The 16,345-nt window shown below is 48.0% G+C and carries 14 protein-coding genes and 1 pseudogene; 7 read left to right on the top strand and 8 right to left on the bottom strand.

The annotated features are described in order from the left end of the window. Positions 1–269 precede the first annotated feature (269 nt). Complete coding sequence (locus ACJJI7_RS04185) at positions 270–1,724, top strand: aryl-sulfate sulfotransferase (RefSeq protein ID WP_444902580.1); 1,455 nt, start codon at positions 270–272, stop codon at positions 1,722–1,724. Between the two features lie 145 nt (positions 1,725–1,869). Here the strand turns inward: ACJJI7_RS04185 and ACJJI7_RS04180 are convergent, their stop codons facing one another. From ACJJI7_RS04180 to ACJJI7_RS04170, 3 genes are read right to left on the bottom strand one after another with little or no spacing between them, the layout of a single operon-like run. Further along, positions 1,870–2,160, bottom strand: coding sequence for a putative quinol monooxygenase (locus ACJJI7_RS04180; protein WP_282952332.1), 291 nt, complete (start codon positions 2,158–2,160; stop codon positions 1,870–1,872). Positions 2,161–2,197: 37 nt separating this feature from the next. Continuing rightward, positions 2,198–2,650, bottom strand: coding sequence for a DMT family transporter (locus ACJJI7_RS04175; protein WP_020414393.1), 453 nt, complete (start codon positions 2,648–2,650; stop codon positions 2,198–2,200). A 56-nt stretch (positions 2,651–2,706) separates the two neighbouring features. Then, entirely contained in the window at positions 2,707–3,381 is a 675-nt protein-coding gene (locus tag ACJJI7_RS04170; RefSeq protein ID WP_020414394.1) for a type 1 glutamine amidotransferase domain-containing protein, read from the bottom strand. A 121-nt stretch (positions 3,382–3,502) separates the two neighbouring features. Between ACJJI7_RS04170 and ACJJI7_RS04165 the strand changes: the two genes are divergently transcribed. The 3 genes and pseudogenes from ACJJI7_RS04165 (at position 3,503) to ACJJI7_RS04155 (ending at position 5,377) form a co-directional block, all read left to right on the top strand. Continuing rightward, a complete protein-coding gene (locus ACJJI7_RS04165) occupies positions 3,503–4,384 on the top strand; it encodes a LysR family transcriptional regulator (protein WP_444902581.1) in 882 nt (293 codons plus the stop codon). Positions 4,385–4,441: 57 nt separating this feature from the next. Continuing rightward, positions 4,442–4,756, top strand: coding sequence for a cupin domain-containing protein (locus ACJJI7_RS04160; RefSeq protein WP_026305209.1), 315 nt, complete (start codon positions 4,442–4,444; stop codon positions 4,754–4,756). A 409-nt stretch (positions 4,757–5,165) separates the two neighbouring features. After that, positions 5,166–5,377 (top strand): annotated as a pseudogene (locus ACJJI7_RS04155) (DUF1203 domain-containing protein). Positions 5,378–5,471: 94 nt separating this feature from the next. Here the strand turns inward: ACJJI7_RS04155 and ACJJI7_RS04150 are convergent. Next, positions 5,472–5,837: a winged helix-turn-helix transcriptional regulator gene (locus tag ACJJI7_RS04150; RefSeq protein ID WP_444902582.1), complete on the bottom strand. Its 366-nt coding sequence runs from the start codon at positions 5,835–5,837 to the stop codon at positions 5,472–5,474. Between the two features lie 112 nt (positions 5,838–5,949). Here ACJJI7_RS04150 and ACJJI7_RS04145 point away from each other — a divergent pair, with 112 nt between their 5' ends. The 3 genes from ACJJI7_RS04145 to ACJJI7_RS04135 all read left to right on the top strand — a co-directional run bounded on the left by ACJJI7_RS04145 (position 5,950) and on the right by ACJJI7_RS04135 (position 7,759). Continuing rightward, positions 5,950–6,360, top strand: a complete 411-nt coding sequence (locus tag ACJJI7_RS04145) for a GFA family protein (protein ID WP_444902583.1) — start codon at positions 5,950–5,952, stop codon at positions 6,358–6,360. Between the two features lie 45 nt (positions 6,361–6,405). Beyond that, positions 6,406–6,567 (top strand): hypothetical protein, encoded by a 162-nt coding sequence (locus ACJJI7_RS04140; RefSeq protein ID WP_444902584.1) that lies wholly within the window; start codon positions 6,406–6,408, stop codon positions 6,565–6,567. Positions 6,568–7,354: 787 nt separating this feature from the next. Beyond that, complete coding sequence (locus tag ACJJI7_RS04135) at positions 7,355–7,759, top strand: alpha/beta hydrolase (RefSeq protein ID WP_444902585.1); 405 nt, start codon at positions 7,355–7,357, stop codon at positions 7,757–7,759. 16 nt (positions 7,760–7,775) lie between these two features. Here ACJJI7_RS04135 and ACJJI7_RS04130 read toward each other — a convergent pair whose 3' ends face one another. From ACJJI7_RS04130 to malT, 4 genes are all read right to left on the bottom strand, one after another. After that, positions 7,776–8,651: a polyphosphate kinase 2 family protein gene (locus ACJJI7_RS04130; RefSeq protein ID WP_444902586.1), complete on the bottom strand. Its 876-nt coding sequence runs from the start codon at positions 8,649–8,651 to the stop codon at positions 7,776–7,778. Between the two features lie 42 nt (positions 8,652–8,693). Beyond that, the gene (locus ACJJI7_RS04125) at positions 8,694–11,231 is read right to left on the bottom strand and encodes a plasma-membrane proton-efflux P-type ATPase (RefSeq protein WP_475717113.1); all 2,538 of its coding nucleotides are present in this window, start codon (positions 11,229–11,231) and stop codon (positions 8,694–8,696) included. Positions 11,232–11,543: 312 nt separating this feature from the next. After that, a complete protein-coding gene (locus ACJJI7_RS04120; RefSeq protein ID WP_444902588.1) occupies positions 11,544–13,193 on the bottom strand; it encodes an alpha-amylase family glycosyl hydrolase in 1,650 nt (549 codons plus the stop codon). Positions 13,194–13,438: 245 nt separating this feature from the next. Then, a complete protein-coding gene (gene malT / locus ACJJI7_RS04115) occupies positions 13,439–16,153 on the bottom strand; it encodes an HTH-type transcriptional regulator MalT (RefSeq protein ID WP_444902589.1) in 2,715 nt (904 codons plus the stop codon). Between the last annotated feature and the right edge of the window lie 192 nt (positions 16,154–16,345).

Genomic DNA, 16,345 nt, shown 5'->3' with positions numbered 1-16,345 from the left:
AATAAAAGCTGGCGTAAAAAGCACACCTGGGCCCAGAAGATTTATGCTGGCTTAAAGTTTTGTTTGCCGATATTAAAAACTGATTTACGTATGTTATTTGTTTTTTGGGGATGGTATTAAACTTTTTCCTGTTTTTATGAAAATGTTCGAATAGATATTGTTATGAATGTGGTATTTGCTTATGGAAGAGTAAAAAATTAATCTTATGTAAACCAAATCCCTTGGGTTCCGTTGAATAGTTGGGTTTCCATAAATAAACGGAGCAGAACATGTATAAGAAGAATGTATTACTGAAATTTTTTTTATTATTTTATATATTCCTTAGCGGGTTTTCCAGGGCAGAGGTGAGTCAGGCGGATGAAACAACTCTGGGGGCAGTGGAGTTAATACTGAGCCCTCATCCTGATAATAGTCTGATGGTTAATGCCAGTGTAGTCACAGCGTCTAATGCGAGAGTGGCCATCAGATTCAACTCTGCTGATACAGAAAGAAGGCGTACGGCTTATACTGATTTCGGGACTGATCATAACCGAGTAGTGCTCGGTTTGCGATCTGATACGACTTATCAATTTACAGCAGTAGCTGTATTTGAGTCTGGTGAAAATATATTGAGTGAGGCTGTGGAGTTTAAGACGGGCCCTCAACCCACTGGAGTACCTGAGGTAAATCTTCTTGCAAAAAATGAGCAGGGTGAAGGGGGGCTTACCATTTTCGCGCCATCAGGCAATACTGGTAGTACTTTCTGGGGATTTGATGAAGAGGGCGAGCTTGTCTGGTACTTACATGGTGATTTGCCTGCAACAGGTACCAAGATAGCGAGAAATCTGCATGATGGACGCCTACTGTTGTTATTGAGTGGTGAGGCGCGCACTATTTCATTTACAGGGGAAACCCTATCCTCTATTGAGCTGCCCCCTTACCATCATGATGCTCTATTACTAGAAAATGGTCACATACTGCTATTGAGCAATGAAACCGAAACAATCAATGGAACTTTATTACAGGGAGACGCAATTATAGAGCTCGATACCCAGGGTAACATTGTATGGGAGTGGTCTGCTTTTGATCACCTGGATACAGGCCGTTTCCCAGGCGATCTGGCCGCAAGAGTGTTATCCAATGGGGCTCTGGATTGGACTCACTCTAATGCACTGCATTATATCGCTGAAGATGATTCTATTCTTCTCTCCAGCCGTTCCCAAAGTTGGGTGGTCAGTATCGACCATAAGAGTGGTGAAATTAACTGGATTATGGGGAGGGACTCAGTAGTTTCTAAAGAGCTATCAGAAAAGTTGTTCGCCCTTGATAATGGAAGCTGGATGGCTTCCCAGCATGCTGCAATGAAGACTGGCGATGGAGAAATATTAGTCTATGACAATAGAAATGAGTCTGAATTAAGTGGAGATATTTACAACAGCCGCGCAGTTAAATTTCGATTAGATACGGAAACTATGTCTGCGGAGCAAACCTGGGAATTTGTTGCGCCTAAATATACTGCATCTCTTGGAGATGTCGATGAGCTTATAGGTGGAAATATCTTAATATGTGCTGGGGGCCCAGGAAGTGCAAGTACAGGTGGTGATCGCAATGCGCACTTGATAGAAGTGACATCAGGAGATATACCTGAGACTGCTTGGGAGGTGGAGGTTGTTGATACCACAATTTACCGAGCAGAGCGTGTTAGTTGGGCTGAACTTTTAGGTAGAAGTTCTGGAAACAACTAGTTTGATAGCCGCTCCATTATTACCCTTTTCCAATTGATAAAGGCCTACCTTTAAAAGCCCAGCAAGTCCATAGTTAATCAGATGCTGTGGACTTGCTTTTACCTATTGAGTGAAAACTCCATAGTCAGTTAACTTAATTTATATTTTATAATTCAGTGTATTTTTCAATTCTTGCTTCTTCTGCTAAAAGTGGGGCTAGCTGGGATAGTATATTTTTCAAATGGTCTGTGTTCCAATGCTGCTGCTCAGCTTCCGCAGACTCCCACAGTTCAAGAGTCGTAAATATATTACTCTGATCCGTGGCGGGCAGTATTTTATAATATAGGCAGCCGGATTCATTTTCAGATTCCTTTGCCAGTTCTGTTAGCAGTTTTAATACCGGGGATGCTTTATCCGGCTGGGCTGTGACTCGCGCCATAACGTATAAATTAGCCATTGCTTCTACTCCAAAGGTTTAAATTGTGCTTAAAAGGTCACGAAGTGCGTTTAACTACTAGCAAAACACCAATAACCATCATGGCCAGTCCAATTAGGCGCTTTGTGTCCAGGCTGGATTGCTGCGCCCCAAGTAATCCGAAGTGATCGATAACACTAATAGCGAGCAGCTGTCCAAGAAGAACGAAAGATACTGCATTGCCCACTCCATATCTTGGGGATACCCAAGTGACACTCAATATATAAAATGCGACTAAAATCCCGCCGAGGTAGAAATACCAGGAAATGCCTTTGTGAAAAATCTCGCCTGGGATCCCTTCCGTTTTAAAGAGGTAAACTGAGGAGATTACCAATCCAACAAAAAACAGTAGTGTCGTTGCCAGGGCTGAGCTACCGAGCTTAACACCGAGACCACTGTTCAGTGTTGCCATTACCGGTATACCGACACCTGCCAGGAGCATTAAGGACGGATAAAAAATTGCATTTTGCACTTTTGGAACCTCTACTCAAGGTTGTGGGCCGGTACTTGGACCGGCCCGCAGCCCTATTAGCTGGCAAGTTGCTTGGCAATGGCCAAGCCTACGCCGTGTGCGCTAGCTGGGTTTTGGCCGCTGATTACACGTCCGTCCTCAATAACAAACTCCTGCCAGGGCTGGACTTTGTTAAACCGGGCCGAAGTTCTAACGAGAGACTCTTCTAGCAGGAAGGGAATATCGTTAATAGTACCGAAGTCAATCTCTTCTTCGCGGGTAAAAGCCGTTACCGATTTGCTGGCCAAAAGCTTTTCCCCGTTGCTTAGGGTGATGGGCAGGAAGCCAGCTGGACCATGGCAGACTGCCGCCAGGATGCCGCCCTTTTCATAGTGCTCAGCACTCAGTTTGGCGAATTCTTCATTAGTTGCCAGATCGGAGAGCAAGCCGAATCCCCCTGGATAAAATACTGCATCGTAGTCGTCAATATTCAGCTGATCTACGGGGATGGTATTGTTGATACGGTTCTGGAAATCCTCATCGTCCAGCATCTTCTGGTTTACCTCATCGCCCTCAATATCCGTACCGTAAATAGGAGCCTTGCCGCCTTTGATTGAGGCAATATCGTAGTCGATGCCATTCTCCTTAAATACATGAACGGCATGGGTCAGTTCGGGTGAGTAGGTGCCGTTGGCTTGATCGGTTTCACCCAGGGTGGCGTGATTGGTAACCGGGATAAGTACTTTCTTCATGTCTGTTTCCTCTATTGGTAAGCATTCAGTGGGGAGGGATTGTAGATTGTCCTTAATCTGCTGATAATATATCTATTCGGTTAAATACCTTTGCTATATAGCAATAATAGAAGTTTGAAATATGGAAAATTTTGACGGCCTGGTCGAGTTTGTAGCTGTGGCGGAAAGCCAGGGTTTCTCTGCGGCAGCGAAGCAGTTGGGGTGTAGCACCAGCCATGTCAGTCGGCAGGTCTCACGTTTGGAAGAACGTTTGGGCTGCGCCCTTCTGGCCCGCACCACACGCCTGGTCAGCCTTACCCAGGCTGGAGCAGTCTATTACCAGCGCTGTAAGGAACTGGTGACTGGATTGCAACAGGCGAATGAACAGGTAAGCCAGCAGCAGTTCCAGCTCAGTGGAACCCTCAGGGTGAGCTGTGCTGGCCTCTTTGCCGAGCAATATGTCGCCCCGGCCCTGATGGAATTTGGTGTAGAGCATCCAGAATTAAATATTGATATGGATTTCAATAGTCGGATGGTTAATTTTGTTGAAGATGGTATCGACTTTGCCATTCGCTATGGTCGCCTGGAAGATTCCGGTTTGGTAGCTCGAAAGCTTGCAGACCGGCAGATGATGGCAGTTGCCAGCAAAGAATATTTAAGACAAAACGGCATTCCCGAGCGCCCTGGTCAACTGAAAGTACATAGCTGTATTGTGACAAATAATGATCAATGGATGTTTGAAGTAAATGGAGGACAAGAGGTTGTGAAGGTTAAGGGGCGCTGGAGAAGTAATAATGCCCATACCGTTGTAGAAGCCTGTAAACAGGGGTTAGGTATTGCCTATATGCCTAAGGGCAGTTTTAGTGAAGTTGTTGAGGAAGGTTTGTTAAAGCCAATTCTTAAACCTTTCTGGAGCAGGGGAGCCAGTAGCTGGATTGTCTACCAGAATCGTCGCTTCTTGCCACTACGCGCAAGAATGGCGATTGACTACTTGGTGGAGTATTTCTCTGGTTGGAAAGAATAATTTTGAACAAGTAGCTACCTTATGTATCCTCGACTAATCAATAATGAGTTGGCCTGGATGAAAAATATATTCGCTCACTTACCTGCAGATACATCTGTGGAGCACTTTACAGACATTGTGAAATCAGGGGATATGCGTATTGAGAGAATCGTATCTTATGGGCAATCCTCCCCTGAACAGGGTTGGTATAATCAGGAGCAGAACGAGTGGGTAATCGTTTTATCCGGATATGGATTGATTGAATTTAATTGCGGAGAGAAGGTGCGCTTGGAGGCTGGTGATTTTGTCGAGATTACAGCGGGGAGAAAGCATCGGGTATTGGAGACCTCTTCAGAAGAAGCTACAGTTTGGCTTGCTGTTTTTTATACATAGATGTCGCCATTTCTAATGAAGCATTCAAGGATAATCCTATTTTAGGTTTACCTGCAAATTATATTGGTACCTATTGCACTTCCGAAATTGGCCTGCCGAAGGCTTGTTTGGAAACTATGCTTATTGGCCTAATTATCAGTTAGGGAAAAATTGGCGTGAATTTTCAAATTAAAGGTCTTGATCCAGCGAATTTACATCACTTATATAACTGCTCAGAACCTCATCTAAAATTTAAAAATATGGATTGGAAATTCGCAGATGCCAGCCTTGGTTATCCCTGAGGATCTCACTGCTAGATGCTGAGGTTGGTGAACGAATACTTTGTATACCATTCGTACATTTCAATTAACGAAGCTTTTACTGTGCCTCAGGTCCGGTTTTTATTGGGGAGGGTGCAAAACCGACAAAATTGAATGTTAATGAAATTCCAGAAATGTTGAAGCACCGACTGCTCTCTTTAAGGGCATACTGTTGTAATGATTTAATGGTGGCGGCAGAGGTATGCCAGGGGGTTGATTTGGAAGCTGGGCTAAAAAAATGTTCAGTAGTGCAAAGGTTGATTATGTTCATATTCACAATGCGGCTCCTGGTTGCTTTATTTGCGCTGTATACCGTATATGATCTTGTGGTATTTACCTTTTGTGACAAAGCTAATTCTTGCTCTGGATGACTGATAATCAGTCTAACAGCTGAACAACTTCTACTTTGCTTTAAATTACCTTTCTTCTTGCATAAACCATTTAGGTGGAACCCAGGTATCTTCAATATATTTATTGCCCCATCGGGCAATTTCCTGGAGGATCGGCAAAATATCTCGGCCTTTCTCTGTTAGCAGATATTTGTAACGCTTGGGTTTTTCCTGGTACAAGGATTTTTCAATAATTTTTTCCGACTCCAGCATTCTAAGCCTTTCGGCCAGCCGGTTTGTTGGAATCTTCTCTGGTGAATTAGCGAGTTCGGTATAAGTCTCTTTTCCACAAATCAAGTCCCTGAGTATTACCAAGGTCCATTTGTCACCAAATACATCCAGTCCACTCACTATCGGACATCCGGAGCGCAAAAAGTTCTTATCAGGGGTCACGGTTGTTCCATTCGATTCAATGCGATAAATAGTAATACAGTAACTTGCAAAAATGAAGTTATGCTTATAGGATTTAATAACTTCAAAATCGTAAGTTACTATGGAGGAAAAAATGTCAAATTTATCAGGGGAGTGCCTATGTGGTGCTGTAAGTTATACGTGTGATAGTGATGCTGTAATGGCGGGGCATTGCCAGTGTACGGACTGCCAGAAAATTAGTGGTGCAGGACACATATCGAATATTGCAGTTCCAAAAGATAGTCTTAATATTTCTGGCAAGCTCACATACCATGAAAAGTATGCGGAAAGTGGCAACCTGATAACAAGAGGGTTCTGTCCTCATTGCGGCTCCCATATATCTGCGGAAAATAGTGGAATGCCCCAGTTTGAATTTTTGCGGGCAGGAACTTTGCACGACTTGGAAAAGTTCAGACCATCCATGGTCGTGTACTCGGGCAGTGGTGCTTCCTGGGATTATATGGACCCAGGCCTCTCTAAATTTGAAAAGATGCCTGAGCTCTAAGTTGATTGGAGCTGAAAAGGCCATCACTGAATGAGGGATATCCCAATGAGAATAATGACGTGTACACAATTAGGAGATGCTTGTGACCTGGAGTTTCGCGCCAGCACCTTTGAAGAGATGGCGGAAATGAGTAAAAGGCATGGTGTCGAGATGTATCAAAAACAGGATCCCCTTCACTTACAAGTCATGCAAAAAAGCAGAATCTGATGGAAAGTCCTGAAGTGATGCAGGAGTGGTATGAGGCCAAGAAAAGGGAATTTAATGCTCAGCAGGAATGCTGAGGTAGTTAACCATGCAGCAGTCTGTGACATATAATCGGACTGGATATATCAGTCCGGTTGCAGAAAAATTGTTTGGGTAGTAGTACTATCTAATAGTTTTTTCGATAGTTAATTTTATACTGATTGCTGTATGATTTTGGGTGGAAATCTAGTGATTAATGTCGCCTTACTCAATAATAAAATTTATTTTTACCATTATGAAAATAATAGCTAAATAGCTAAATAGCTAAATAGCTAAATAGCTAAATAGCTAAATAGCTAAATAGCTAAATAGCTAAATAGCTAAATAGCTAAATAGCTAAATAGCTTATCTTCTTTTGTACTTCACTGGTGTCAGCTGTTGTTGGGACCTTAGGATTTTAAAAAACCACCTTTGGTTATTGGAGATTCTATAGGTTTTCCATCCAAAATATCGGATGAAAAGCGTAGCCTGAATGTTTACCTAGCGGAGAGTGATCAAAGAGAACCAAAAAGGGACTATCCAGTAATATATCTTTTGGATGGGTCTACAAATGAAGATTTTATTCATATTGCAGCCTTGTTACAGTTTGGTTCCTTTTTCTGGATTGATATGGTTCCTGAGTCGATTCTTGTTGGAGTTGTGAATGTAGGCAGAAAGCGGGATTTTACCTTCCCCTCTGCGGAATCCCGGGATCGTAAGGAATTCCCATCTTCAGGGGGGCAGATCAGTTTATAGAGTTTTTGATAAGGAAGTGCGGCCACTGGTTGAAAGTCACTATCGGGTGAGAGGAGATTCTACCTTGATAGGTCAGTCATTAGAAGGACTTCTAGCTACCGAAATTCTATTTAGGCGTGCAGAACACTTCGACAATTATATTATCATCAGTCCAAGTCTTTGGTGGAGTGGAGGATCATTATTGGCTGATCTTCCAAAAGATTGCTGTGCTGATGAATTAGTTTATGTCGGCGTAGGGAAAGAGGGTGAGGTTATGGAGAGATTGACAAGGTCGCTATTCACTAAGTTAGATAGTGAGAAAAATAAAGCCAGGGTGCACTTTGGTTATTTTGAGCAGCTGGATCACGGTGATGCTTTACATCTGGCTGTCTATGATGCTTTTGAGAAATTATTTTCCACAAAGAACGTGCAAGGTAATTAGCCTGTGTGGCTGAGATTCACTGCTTTTTGTTTTTAGAGGCATTTACCAGCCCCTCCTCTATATCTATCTTATCCAGGCTGTGATATTTTTTCTTGATTTTGTCTATGTCGACAGTGGGGGCAGGGAATTTCATCTTCAGAGCATCCATAGCATCTGCAACGATAGAAGCTACTGCTAGGTTACGAAACCATTTGTGATTTGCTGGGATGATAAACCACGGAGCATAAGCCGTACTGCATTTACTTAATGCATCCTCAAAGGCATTGGTATAGGCATCCCAGTAGCTTGCCTCTGTGTAGTCATTTTCACTGATTTTCCAATGCCTTGTGGGATCATCAATACGTTGCTTGAAACGCTTTAACTGTTCATCTGCATCAATATGCAAGAAGAACTTCAGGATCAGGGTGCCATGGTCGGCCAGTAGTTTTTCAAAATTATTGATATGCTCATAGCGCTTAGACCATATCGATTTGGGTACCATATTGTGAACCCGTTGAATCAGGACATCTTCATAGTGTGAACGGTTAAAAATAGCCACATGGCCCTGAGCCGGTGTTACCTTATGGCATCGCCAGAGGAAATCATGAGCAGCTTCTTCTTTAGATGGTTGTTTGAAACTGGTTACGTTACAACCCTGGGGATTCATAGCACCTAATACATGATTGATAGTGCCATCCTTGCCCGCAGCATCCCGGCCCTGCAAGCAGATCAATAATGAGTGCTTATGTTCTGCGTACATCAGGTACTGCTGGGCTCGAATTCTCCTATCGAGCTTTTCTATTATTGGATTGGCTTCTTCGCGACTGTTGTAACAGTCTTTGAATCCTGGATCTATTTTATCCAGTTTGACTTTACTGCCAGGTTTAACCTGAAAGGTTTTAAAACAATCCATGGCTATTCCCATTCAGTGAATTGAGAAAAAGTTAAACTCTTTTCAAATGTCCTGCAGGCGGCGGTAGAGTAATTTTTTGACCAAGTCCAGGGCGAACATCCAGATGATCATATATAGCCATACCAAGCCAATAATACTCCAAGGGATGGCGGGAACCAGCCAGCCGAATCCGCACATTAGCACCGTCAGGATTTGAGTGCCGACAATCGCACAAAACAGTTTCATTGCTGGGAATGGTTTACTAAAGAAAGCTTTACGTGAGCGCACTACAAACAGCAGCAGATGACCACCAGCGACAATTTGCAAGAAAATAATTGTCTGGATTTGTTCCTTACTAAGTGATATCCAGGATTGCCACTGGCTATTCTGTAGCCATTCCATGCCAATTAAAAGGAGGCCCATTGTTTGTGCAATAGAAAAAATTCCAATAATCGTTGACCCAAGCAGCAGATCACGCATTTCCCAGTGTACCGGCTCTTTGGGCAGTAAGGTATTGTCGTAGGCGATGGTCATTATGGGAATATCATCCAGTAATGCGACAAGTACAATCATTACGGGGGTAAGGGGAGAGAATCCAAAAAGAATGGTGGCGAATACCACAACAACCATGATGTCCAATGTCATGGAAACCCGAAAAAGCACATAATTAATAATACGTTCGAATATTTTTCGTGCTTCGTCGATAGCATCGACAACGGTCGATAATCCTGGGGCGGTAAGAATAATAGCAGCCGCAGCGCGAGCGGCATCGGTGGCGCCGCTGACGGCAATACCACAGTCGGCCTGTTTAAGGGCAGGAGCGTCGTTTACACCGTCACCAGTCATAGCTACCTGATGCCCGCGCCCTTGCAATGCTTTTACAATGGCATACTTATGTTCTGGAAATACCCTGCCAAATCCGTCAGCTCGCTCTACACAGTCAACCACTTTCTTTGGCAGGTGGTCCATATTTTCCGATTGATCAAATACATCCCCTGCTGCAAATATATTCTGGCCGATACCTACCTGGGAGGCGATTTCCTTACCGATCGCGACATCGTCTCCAGTAATCATTTTTACCTGTAGCCCATGTTCCCGCGCCCTGCTGATAGTTTGTTTAGAGTCATCCCGAGGTGGATCTTCGAGGGAAAGAATTCCGAGAAAAGACCAGTTATTTCCATTATTACAGCGTGCCACTCCCAGTGAACGAAGGCCGTGAGAAGCTAATTCCTCTACACAGGATTTTGCTTTCTCTGCTTTATCACCGTTGAGATTGCACAGTGCCATCACCGCCTGGGGGGCACCCTTGCAAAAAGAAAGTAAGTGTCCTTTATCGTCTGTGACCTGCGCCTGAGCACGCTTAGTAACGGGGTCGAAAGGAGTGAATTCTTTTAGTCGAAAGTTATTTAATTGATTTTTATTTTTAAGGCCGGCAAAAATTGCCTGATCGATGGGGTCACTGGAAGCGGATTCTGAAGCTAGAGCTGCGGCGAGAATAAGTTCATCGCTGCTTTGAGCATCAAATAATTTTGGATCATGTAAGCTCAACTGGTTTTTCGTTAGAGTGCCGGTTTTATCGGAGCAAAGGATATCTACACCGGCGAGTTCTTCAATAGATTCGAGTTTGGAAACAATAGCTTTTTTGCGCGATAGTGCCAACGCACCCAGGGCATTGGTAACAGTAATCACTGAGGGCATAGCTACCGGAATGGAGGCGATTAGCAGCACCAATACTGTGCGCAAAATGTTGATAATGTCGGACCAGTGCCAGTTGGGCGCTATTACTATATCCCGATACAGCTGGGTCCCAACCAGTAACATCGCCAATATCAGGCAGAGCACAATCAGGAAGTCGCCAATATGAGTGACGGCTTTTTGTGAGTGCGAGGCCTCCTGGCCTGCACCTGCGACCAATTTTGCGGTGCGTCCAAAGAAAGTATTGCGGCCGGTGCCAATAGCAACAGCGCTCATTTCTCCACGTTTTGCAATACTGCTTGAGTAGCCAATATCTCCCACTTTTTTGCTGACCGGCAGGGACTCGCCGGTGAGAGCGGCTTGATCGATGCTAATAGATTTGCCGTCGATAAAGCGCACATCAGCTGGTACCACTTGACCAAGCTTTATACGCAAAATATCACCTGGCACCACGTTGGCCGCTGCAATAGTCTGGAATTTGCCGTCCCGTAGTACTTCGGCCTGTGGAGCCATACTGGCTTTCAAGGCGGCGAGGGCATTGGAGGCTTTATGCTCTTGCCAGAATCCGGCAATGGCATTGTAGAGAAGCAGTGCCATGATGATAGCGAAGTCCGGCCAGTGCCCAATAAGTGCGGAAAGTAAAGCGGCGGCTTCGATCATCCAGGGAATGGGGCCCCAAAAAAAACGGAAGAACCTGGCGAGTGCGCTCTGTTCTTTCTCTTGAATCGTATTGGGGCCGTACTGCTTAAGCCGAGCTGTAGCTTCACTCCGGGTTAGGCCCTTAGGTGTAGTTTTGAGTGCAGAATAGACGTCGCCAAGCTCTGCCTTTTGCAGATCTACCTGGCTGGCCACTACCGACGAGGTATTCGCAGTTTGAATTCCTGGCCCAGATTCAGGCACGGGCATATTCCATTTGGTCGCAGGCGTTGAGCATAAATTCCGGGTAATTTTACAGGGCAGTTAATTTGTACTTTTGCAAATATCTAATTTAGCAGCAGGGTCGAAGCCAAATGTTGTAAGAGCTGCCTGCGAGGATTTTCAATGGGGAATAAAAAGGCCGGCACGGGGCCGGCGAGGAAGCAGACGTCGAAAGGATAAGCTGACGTTGCAGAGACACAGAAAAGCAACACAAAATACCTGAGAGAGGTGCTGTTATTTTCCTGAAAATAGCGATCAGCAGCAGTAACTGCCGGTCAAAAAACCTCCTGGGTTAGCGGGTTACGAATCGGGTTTTTTCCGATGCAGTACACAGGCTCCAGCAGGATCCAGGGTTAAGGTGCTGTTGTTACACTGGTTTTTAAACAGGCTTGGGGTAATGTCTTGGGCACCAGTAAACTCTTCAGGCAGGGTATATTGCTCGCTGTGTTTACCTAGATTCAGGGCAACAAGGAGTTCCTCTCCTGCGGCACGGCGAATAAATACCAATAATTCGTTATCGGTGTTGATCACTGCCTGTTGTGCTGTCGCTAAGCTTGGCGGCAATGTGTGGTGCCATTCAATCAGGGCGCGAAACTGGTTCAGCATGGAGTGCTGGCTATCTTCCTGGATGCTGACGGCGCGTCGCTGGTGATCTTCTGAAACAGGTAGCCAGGGTTTACTGGCGGAAAAGCCGGCGCTTTCGCCGCCCCCCTGCAACCAGGGCATAGGCGTGCGGCAACCGTCGCGACCTTTAAATTCAGGCCATAGGTTAATGCCATAAGGGTCGACCAAATCCTCAAAAGCGATATCCGCTTCCGGCAGGCCCAGTTCTTCCCCCTGGTATATACAAACACTGCCGCGCAGGGTCAGCTGCATAAGCAGGAATAGCGGGGCGCGCGCATGGGTTAATTCATCGCTGAAGCCTTTGTTCCAGCGGCTAATCGAGCGGGGTACATCGTGGTTACTGATGGACCAACAGGGCCAACCCCTCTCAATTACCTCGCGGTTTTTCTCCAGTGTTTCCCGCAGGAATTCAGCGCTGCAATCCTCGGTCAACAGATCGAAGGAGTAGGCCATGTTCAGTCGGTTTTCTGTGGTGTATTCGGCCATGATCTTGTGGGTGTTGTCATCGCCCACCTCGCCCACGGTAACCGTGCCCGGATACTGATCCATCAGCTTGCGCACGCGTTGTAAAAAGACGAGGTTTTCAGGTTGGGACTTATCGTGTTGATGCCATTGATAATCGTAGTGATTCACCGGCGGCAACCCTTTTTCGTCAATCCTGAGTGGGCGCGCTGGATTATCAGCCAGGGCCTGCTGGTGGAAAATGAAGTTCACTGCATCCAGGCGGAAACCATCCACTCCTCGGTCCAGCCAGAACTTCATGTCGGCTAGCAGCTGCTCCTGCACTTCTGGGTTGTGCACATTGAGGTCCGGCTGTTCCCTGAGAAAGTTAGCCAGATAAAATTGGCGGCGGCGGGTACACCAGCGCCATGAGCCACCACCAAATACGGATACCCAGTTATTTGGCGGGGTGCCGTCGTCCCTGGGATCTTGCCATACATACCAGTCTGACTTGGGGTTATCATGGCTGGAGCGACTCTCTTTGAACCAGGGGTGCTGGTCTGAGGTATGGCTGAGGATCTGGTCGATAATAATTTTCAGGCCGCGCTCATGGGCTGCTTCGATCAGTTGGTCGAAGTCCTCGAGTTTGCCAAAAATCGGGTCTACATCGCGATAATCCGCCACGTCATAACCAAAATCCACCATCGGGGATTTAAAGAAGGGGGAGATCCAGATGGCATCTACGCCTAGAGATTTCACATAATCCAGTTTTTGCGTAATACCGGGAAGATCGCCGATACCATCGCCATTGGCATCGCAGAAGCTGCGGGGGTAAATCTGGTAGATAACACTATTGCGCCACCATTCTGTGCTGTTGCCGCTCATGGATTACTGCCTTGTTTCATTATTTGAAGGGTGGGACAGGCCCACTCTGGAAGGATGCGCCGAGTATGGGGTAGCGTGCAGTGGTCTACCTCCTCCCCACCCAGGGGGGAGAGGCTGAGAGTTGTGGTGCGCTGGGGGAGAGTAGTTGGAGGACACACTAATATCTGACTCACCCTGGGTGTGTCGTCAAATTATAGTGAGCTGCGGTGAGAATGCGTCAGTACATCCTTGTGCTGTGAGTGGTCTCAGGGACGATCCTGCACTGAACGCAGCATTTGCTCGGCCAGGGCGATGGCCTCTTGGCGGTCTTTGACATCCAGTTTTTGATAGAGGCTGCGGATATGGGTCTTGATAGTACTGGGTGCCACCTTGAAGTGACGCGCAATGCGCTCGTTCGATAGCCCCGAGTGAATGGCATTGAGTACCTGCCACTCCCTGGGAGTCAGTGGCGAATGGCGCAGAAAATCGGGTACCGCATCGCTGGCGAGAATCTCCCGGATGATGGTGTCATCCAGCTCAATTCGAATGCCACCATCCAGTTCAGGCTGTTGCTGGGTCACGCGAATCAATTCCTGCGCCTTGGTGGCTTCTGCCTCCTCCAGCCCCTGCTCCAGGGCGGCCTTCAGAATGACGATCAGTGGTTTACCGATCTGCAGGAAGCTGGCGCGGAAGTCTCGCCCGGCGGCCAACTGCAGCGCCACGGAAATGGCTTCCACTGCTTCACCGTGCCGCTCGCGCAGCCAAAGCAGGTGGGACTCCAATACCCGATTGCGTAGACGGTCCGTCACCAGGCCGCACTCCTTGGCGACCTGCTGCAAGCGGCTCAGCAAGCGATTGGCGTCAGACCAGCGATGTAGCTCAATCAATGCGCGTACATGGTTGCGTCCGTGACATTGCTCAAAGTGATTGCTGGGCCTATCGGCTACCGGTTCAGTCTGTTCCAGCCAGGTGGTAATAGCCTGTTGATTGCCCAGGGCGCGCCAGGTGCGGATACGGGTGGCGTCGGCATTGGCAACCCAGTCGCGATGATAGCGTTCGCCTGAGAGCAGGCGCTCAATACGGTCGAGCCATTCCTGGGACTCCTCTTTCTCGCCGCGCGCCTGAGCAATTTTCAGCAATAGGGTGTATTCAGGCAAAAGCCAGTGCTCTCCCACTTTGCGGTTGATTTGCATTCCCCGGCGGGCGGAGCGCTCGGCGCCTTCCAGGTCTCCACACTCCCACTGCAATTGGCCGCGCAGGCGACAGACAAACTCGGAAATTGGTAGGGTGGAAAGGTGGTGTTTCTGCACCAGGTTGTACACCTTTTCCTGCAGGGTGGCGGATTTTTTCAAAAGACCCTGGGCGAAAGCGATCTCGGTCTGCTGGCAGATGGCCCACGCGGCACTGGGAATATCTTTCTCGGCAATAGCCAGGGCTTCCACTTCCTGCATATGTGCAAGGGCTTGTTCCAATGCGCCCAGGCAGAAGCTGGTTTCGCCGGTCACCAGTAATGCGGAAATTCGCTCCCCCAGCTGTTCACGGTGCAACAGCCCCAGGGCTTCCTCAGCGTATTCCTTGGCTTGTAGGGTTTGGCCGCGGGCGATAGCGACCTGGGCGCGCATAGTGGCAAAGGCACCCTCATACTGGTGCCATTGCTGCGGATCCTGGCGTTGCAGCCAGCTCTCAGTGGCGGCGAGGTTCTTCTCACACTGGTCGTACTCAAAGTTTTCCCGCGCCATCTTGGCTGAAAGCAGGGTAAATCGCGCATTGAGTTGTAGCTCTTCAGCGCCCAGCCATTCAAGGCAATCGCGCAACAGGCGGGACTGGCCCCCGCGCAGTAACCGCTCTCCCTGCTCGTTCAGCAGCTGGCGCAGGCGTTCGCGGTCACCACCGGCGAGGGCGTGACGCAGGGCTTCAACCGGCTGGCCCAGCTCTTGCCAGGTGTCGCAGGCAATGGTGTGTAAATGCTGCAACTGATCTCGGTCGCTCAGTTGACGCTGCAGGAAACGCGCAAACACTGGGTGAAAACGGAACCACCGTCGACTGGAATCCTGTGCCTGTAGGAAGAGCCCACGCCTGGCCGCACTTTCCAGCATTTGCTGGCCATCGCTGCGATCACTCAGGCGCTCTGCCAGCTGGGCATTGACGCGGGTGAGGATTGAGGTACATGCGAGCATCTCACGCAGCTGGGGTTCAAGCCGTTCCAGTACTTCTTCGGCGAGGTAGTCGAGAATATGGCTATGGCCCTGCTCCAGTTCTGCCAGGTAACGGTCGACCTCTTCGCGGTCGCGTACAGAGAGCGTGAATAGTTGCACAGCCGGGGGCCAGCCCTCACTTAAATGCTGTAGTTGGGCGGCGCGATCAGCGTCCAGGTTAAATGGCAGGCGCTGCTTCAGCAGCTGGGCGATTTCCTCGGTAGTGAGTGCCAGGGCATCGCTGCCCAGCTCGAGTAGGCGTCCCTGTACACGCAGGGTAGCGAGCCCCAGGGGCGGCTGGCTGCGGCTGGTGAGGACGACGCCCACACCGGCGGGGGCGTGGCGCAGAAGAAAACGGGTTGTGTCGTGTACTACCTGATTATCGATCTGGTGATAATCGTCCAGCACTATGCGCAGCTCGCAAGGCAGTCCGCGCAATTCAGCCAGCAAATGGCTGACGACAGAGGTTGGGTCCGGACACTGGGGTGCTGTTAGCAACTGGTAGGTCTGGGGTACGCCGTTGCCGGTTGCGCGGTGCACACTCTCCACAAGGTAGCGGCAGAATTGATTCGGTTCGTTGTCGCTGGCATCCAGGGTATACCAGGCCACCGGGTTATCCTGGCCTGAGGCCCAGGAGGTGACAAGTGTGGTTTTACCGTAGCCCGCCGGTGCAGTTACCAACAGCAACTGGTCGCTGTGACCGTCGTTAAGTAACGACAGCAGGCGGGGGCGCGCCAGTGTGTGCTCGGGGCAATCCGGCAGGCTGTATTTGGAGGTTAATAGCATCGCTGCGGGCGGGATCGTTTTAAACGTCTGATTTTTGTACAAAGGTTATTATGCACCAGGAAAGCGCTAATGTGACAGCGCTGCGACAGGGGGCAGGGGTAGAATTGGTAGATTTGTTTCGATTAAGACTGGCGCGGACTTGACTTTGGGCAGTATATTACTGGGCGGATCAAATTAGTCACACTGATCCCT

The organism is Microbulbifer variabilis, from assembly GCF_056232115.1.
Note: the sequence above shows the minus strand (reverse complement) of the source record. Positions and strands in the feature narration are given on the sequence as shown.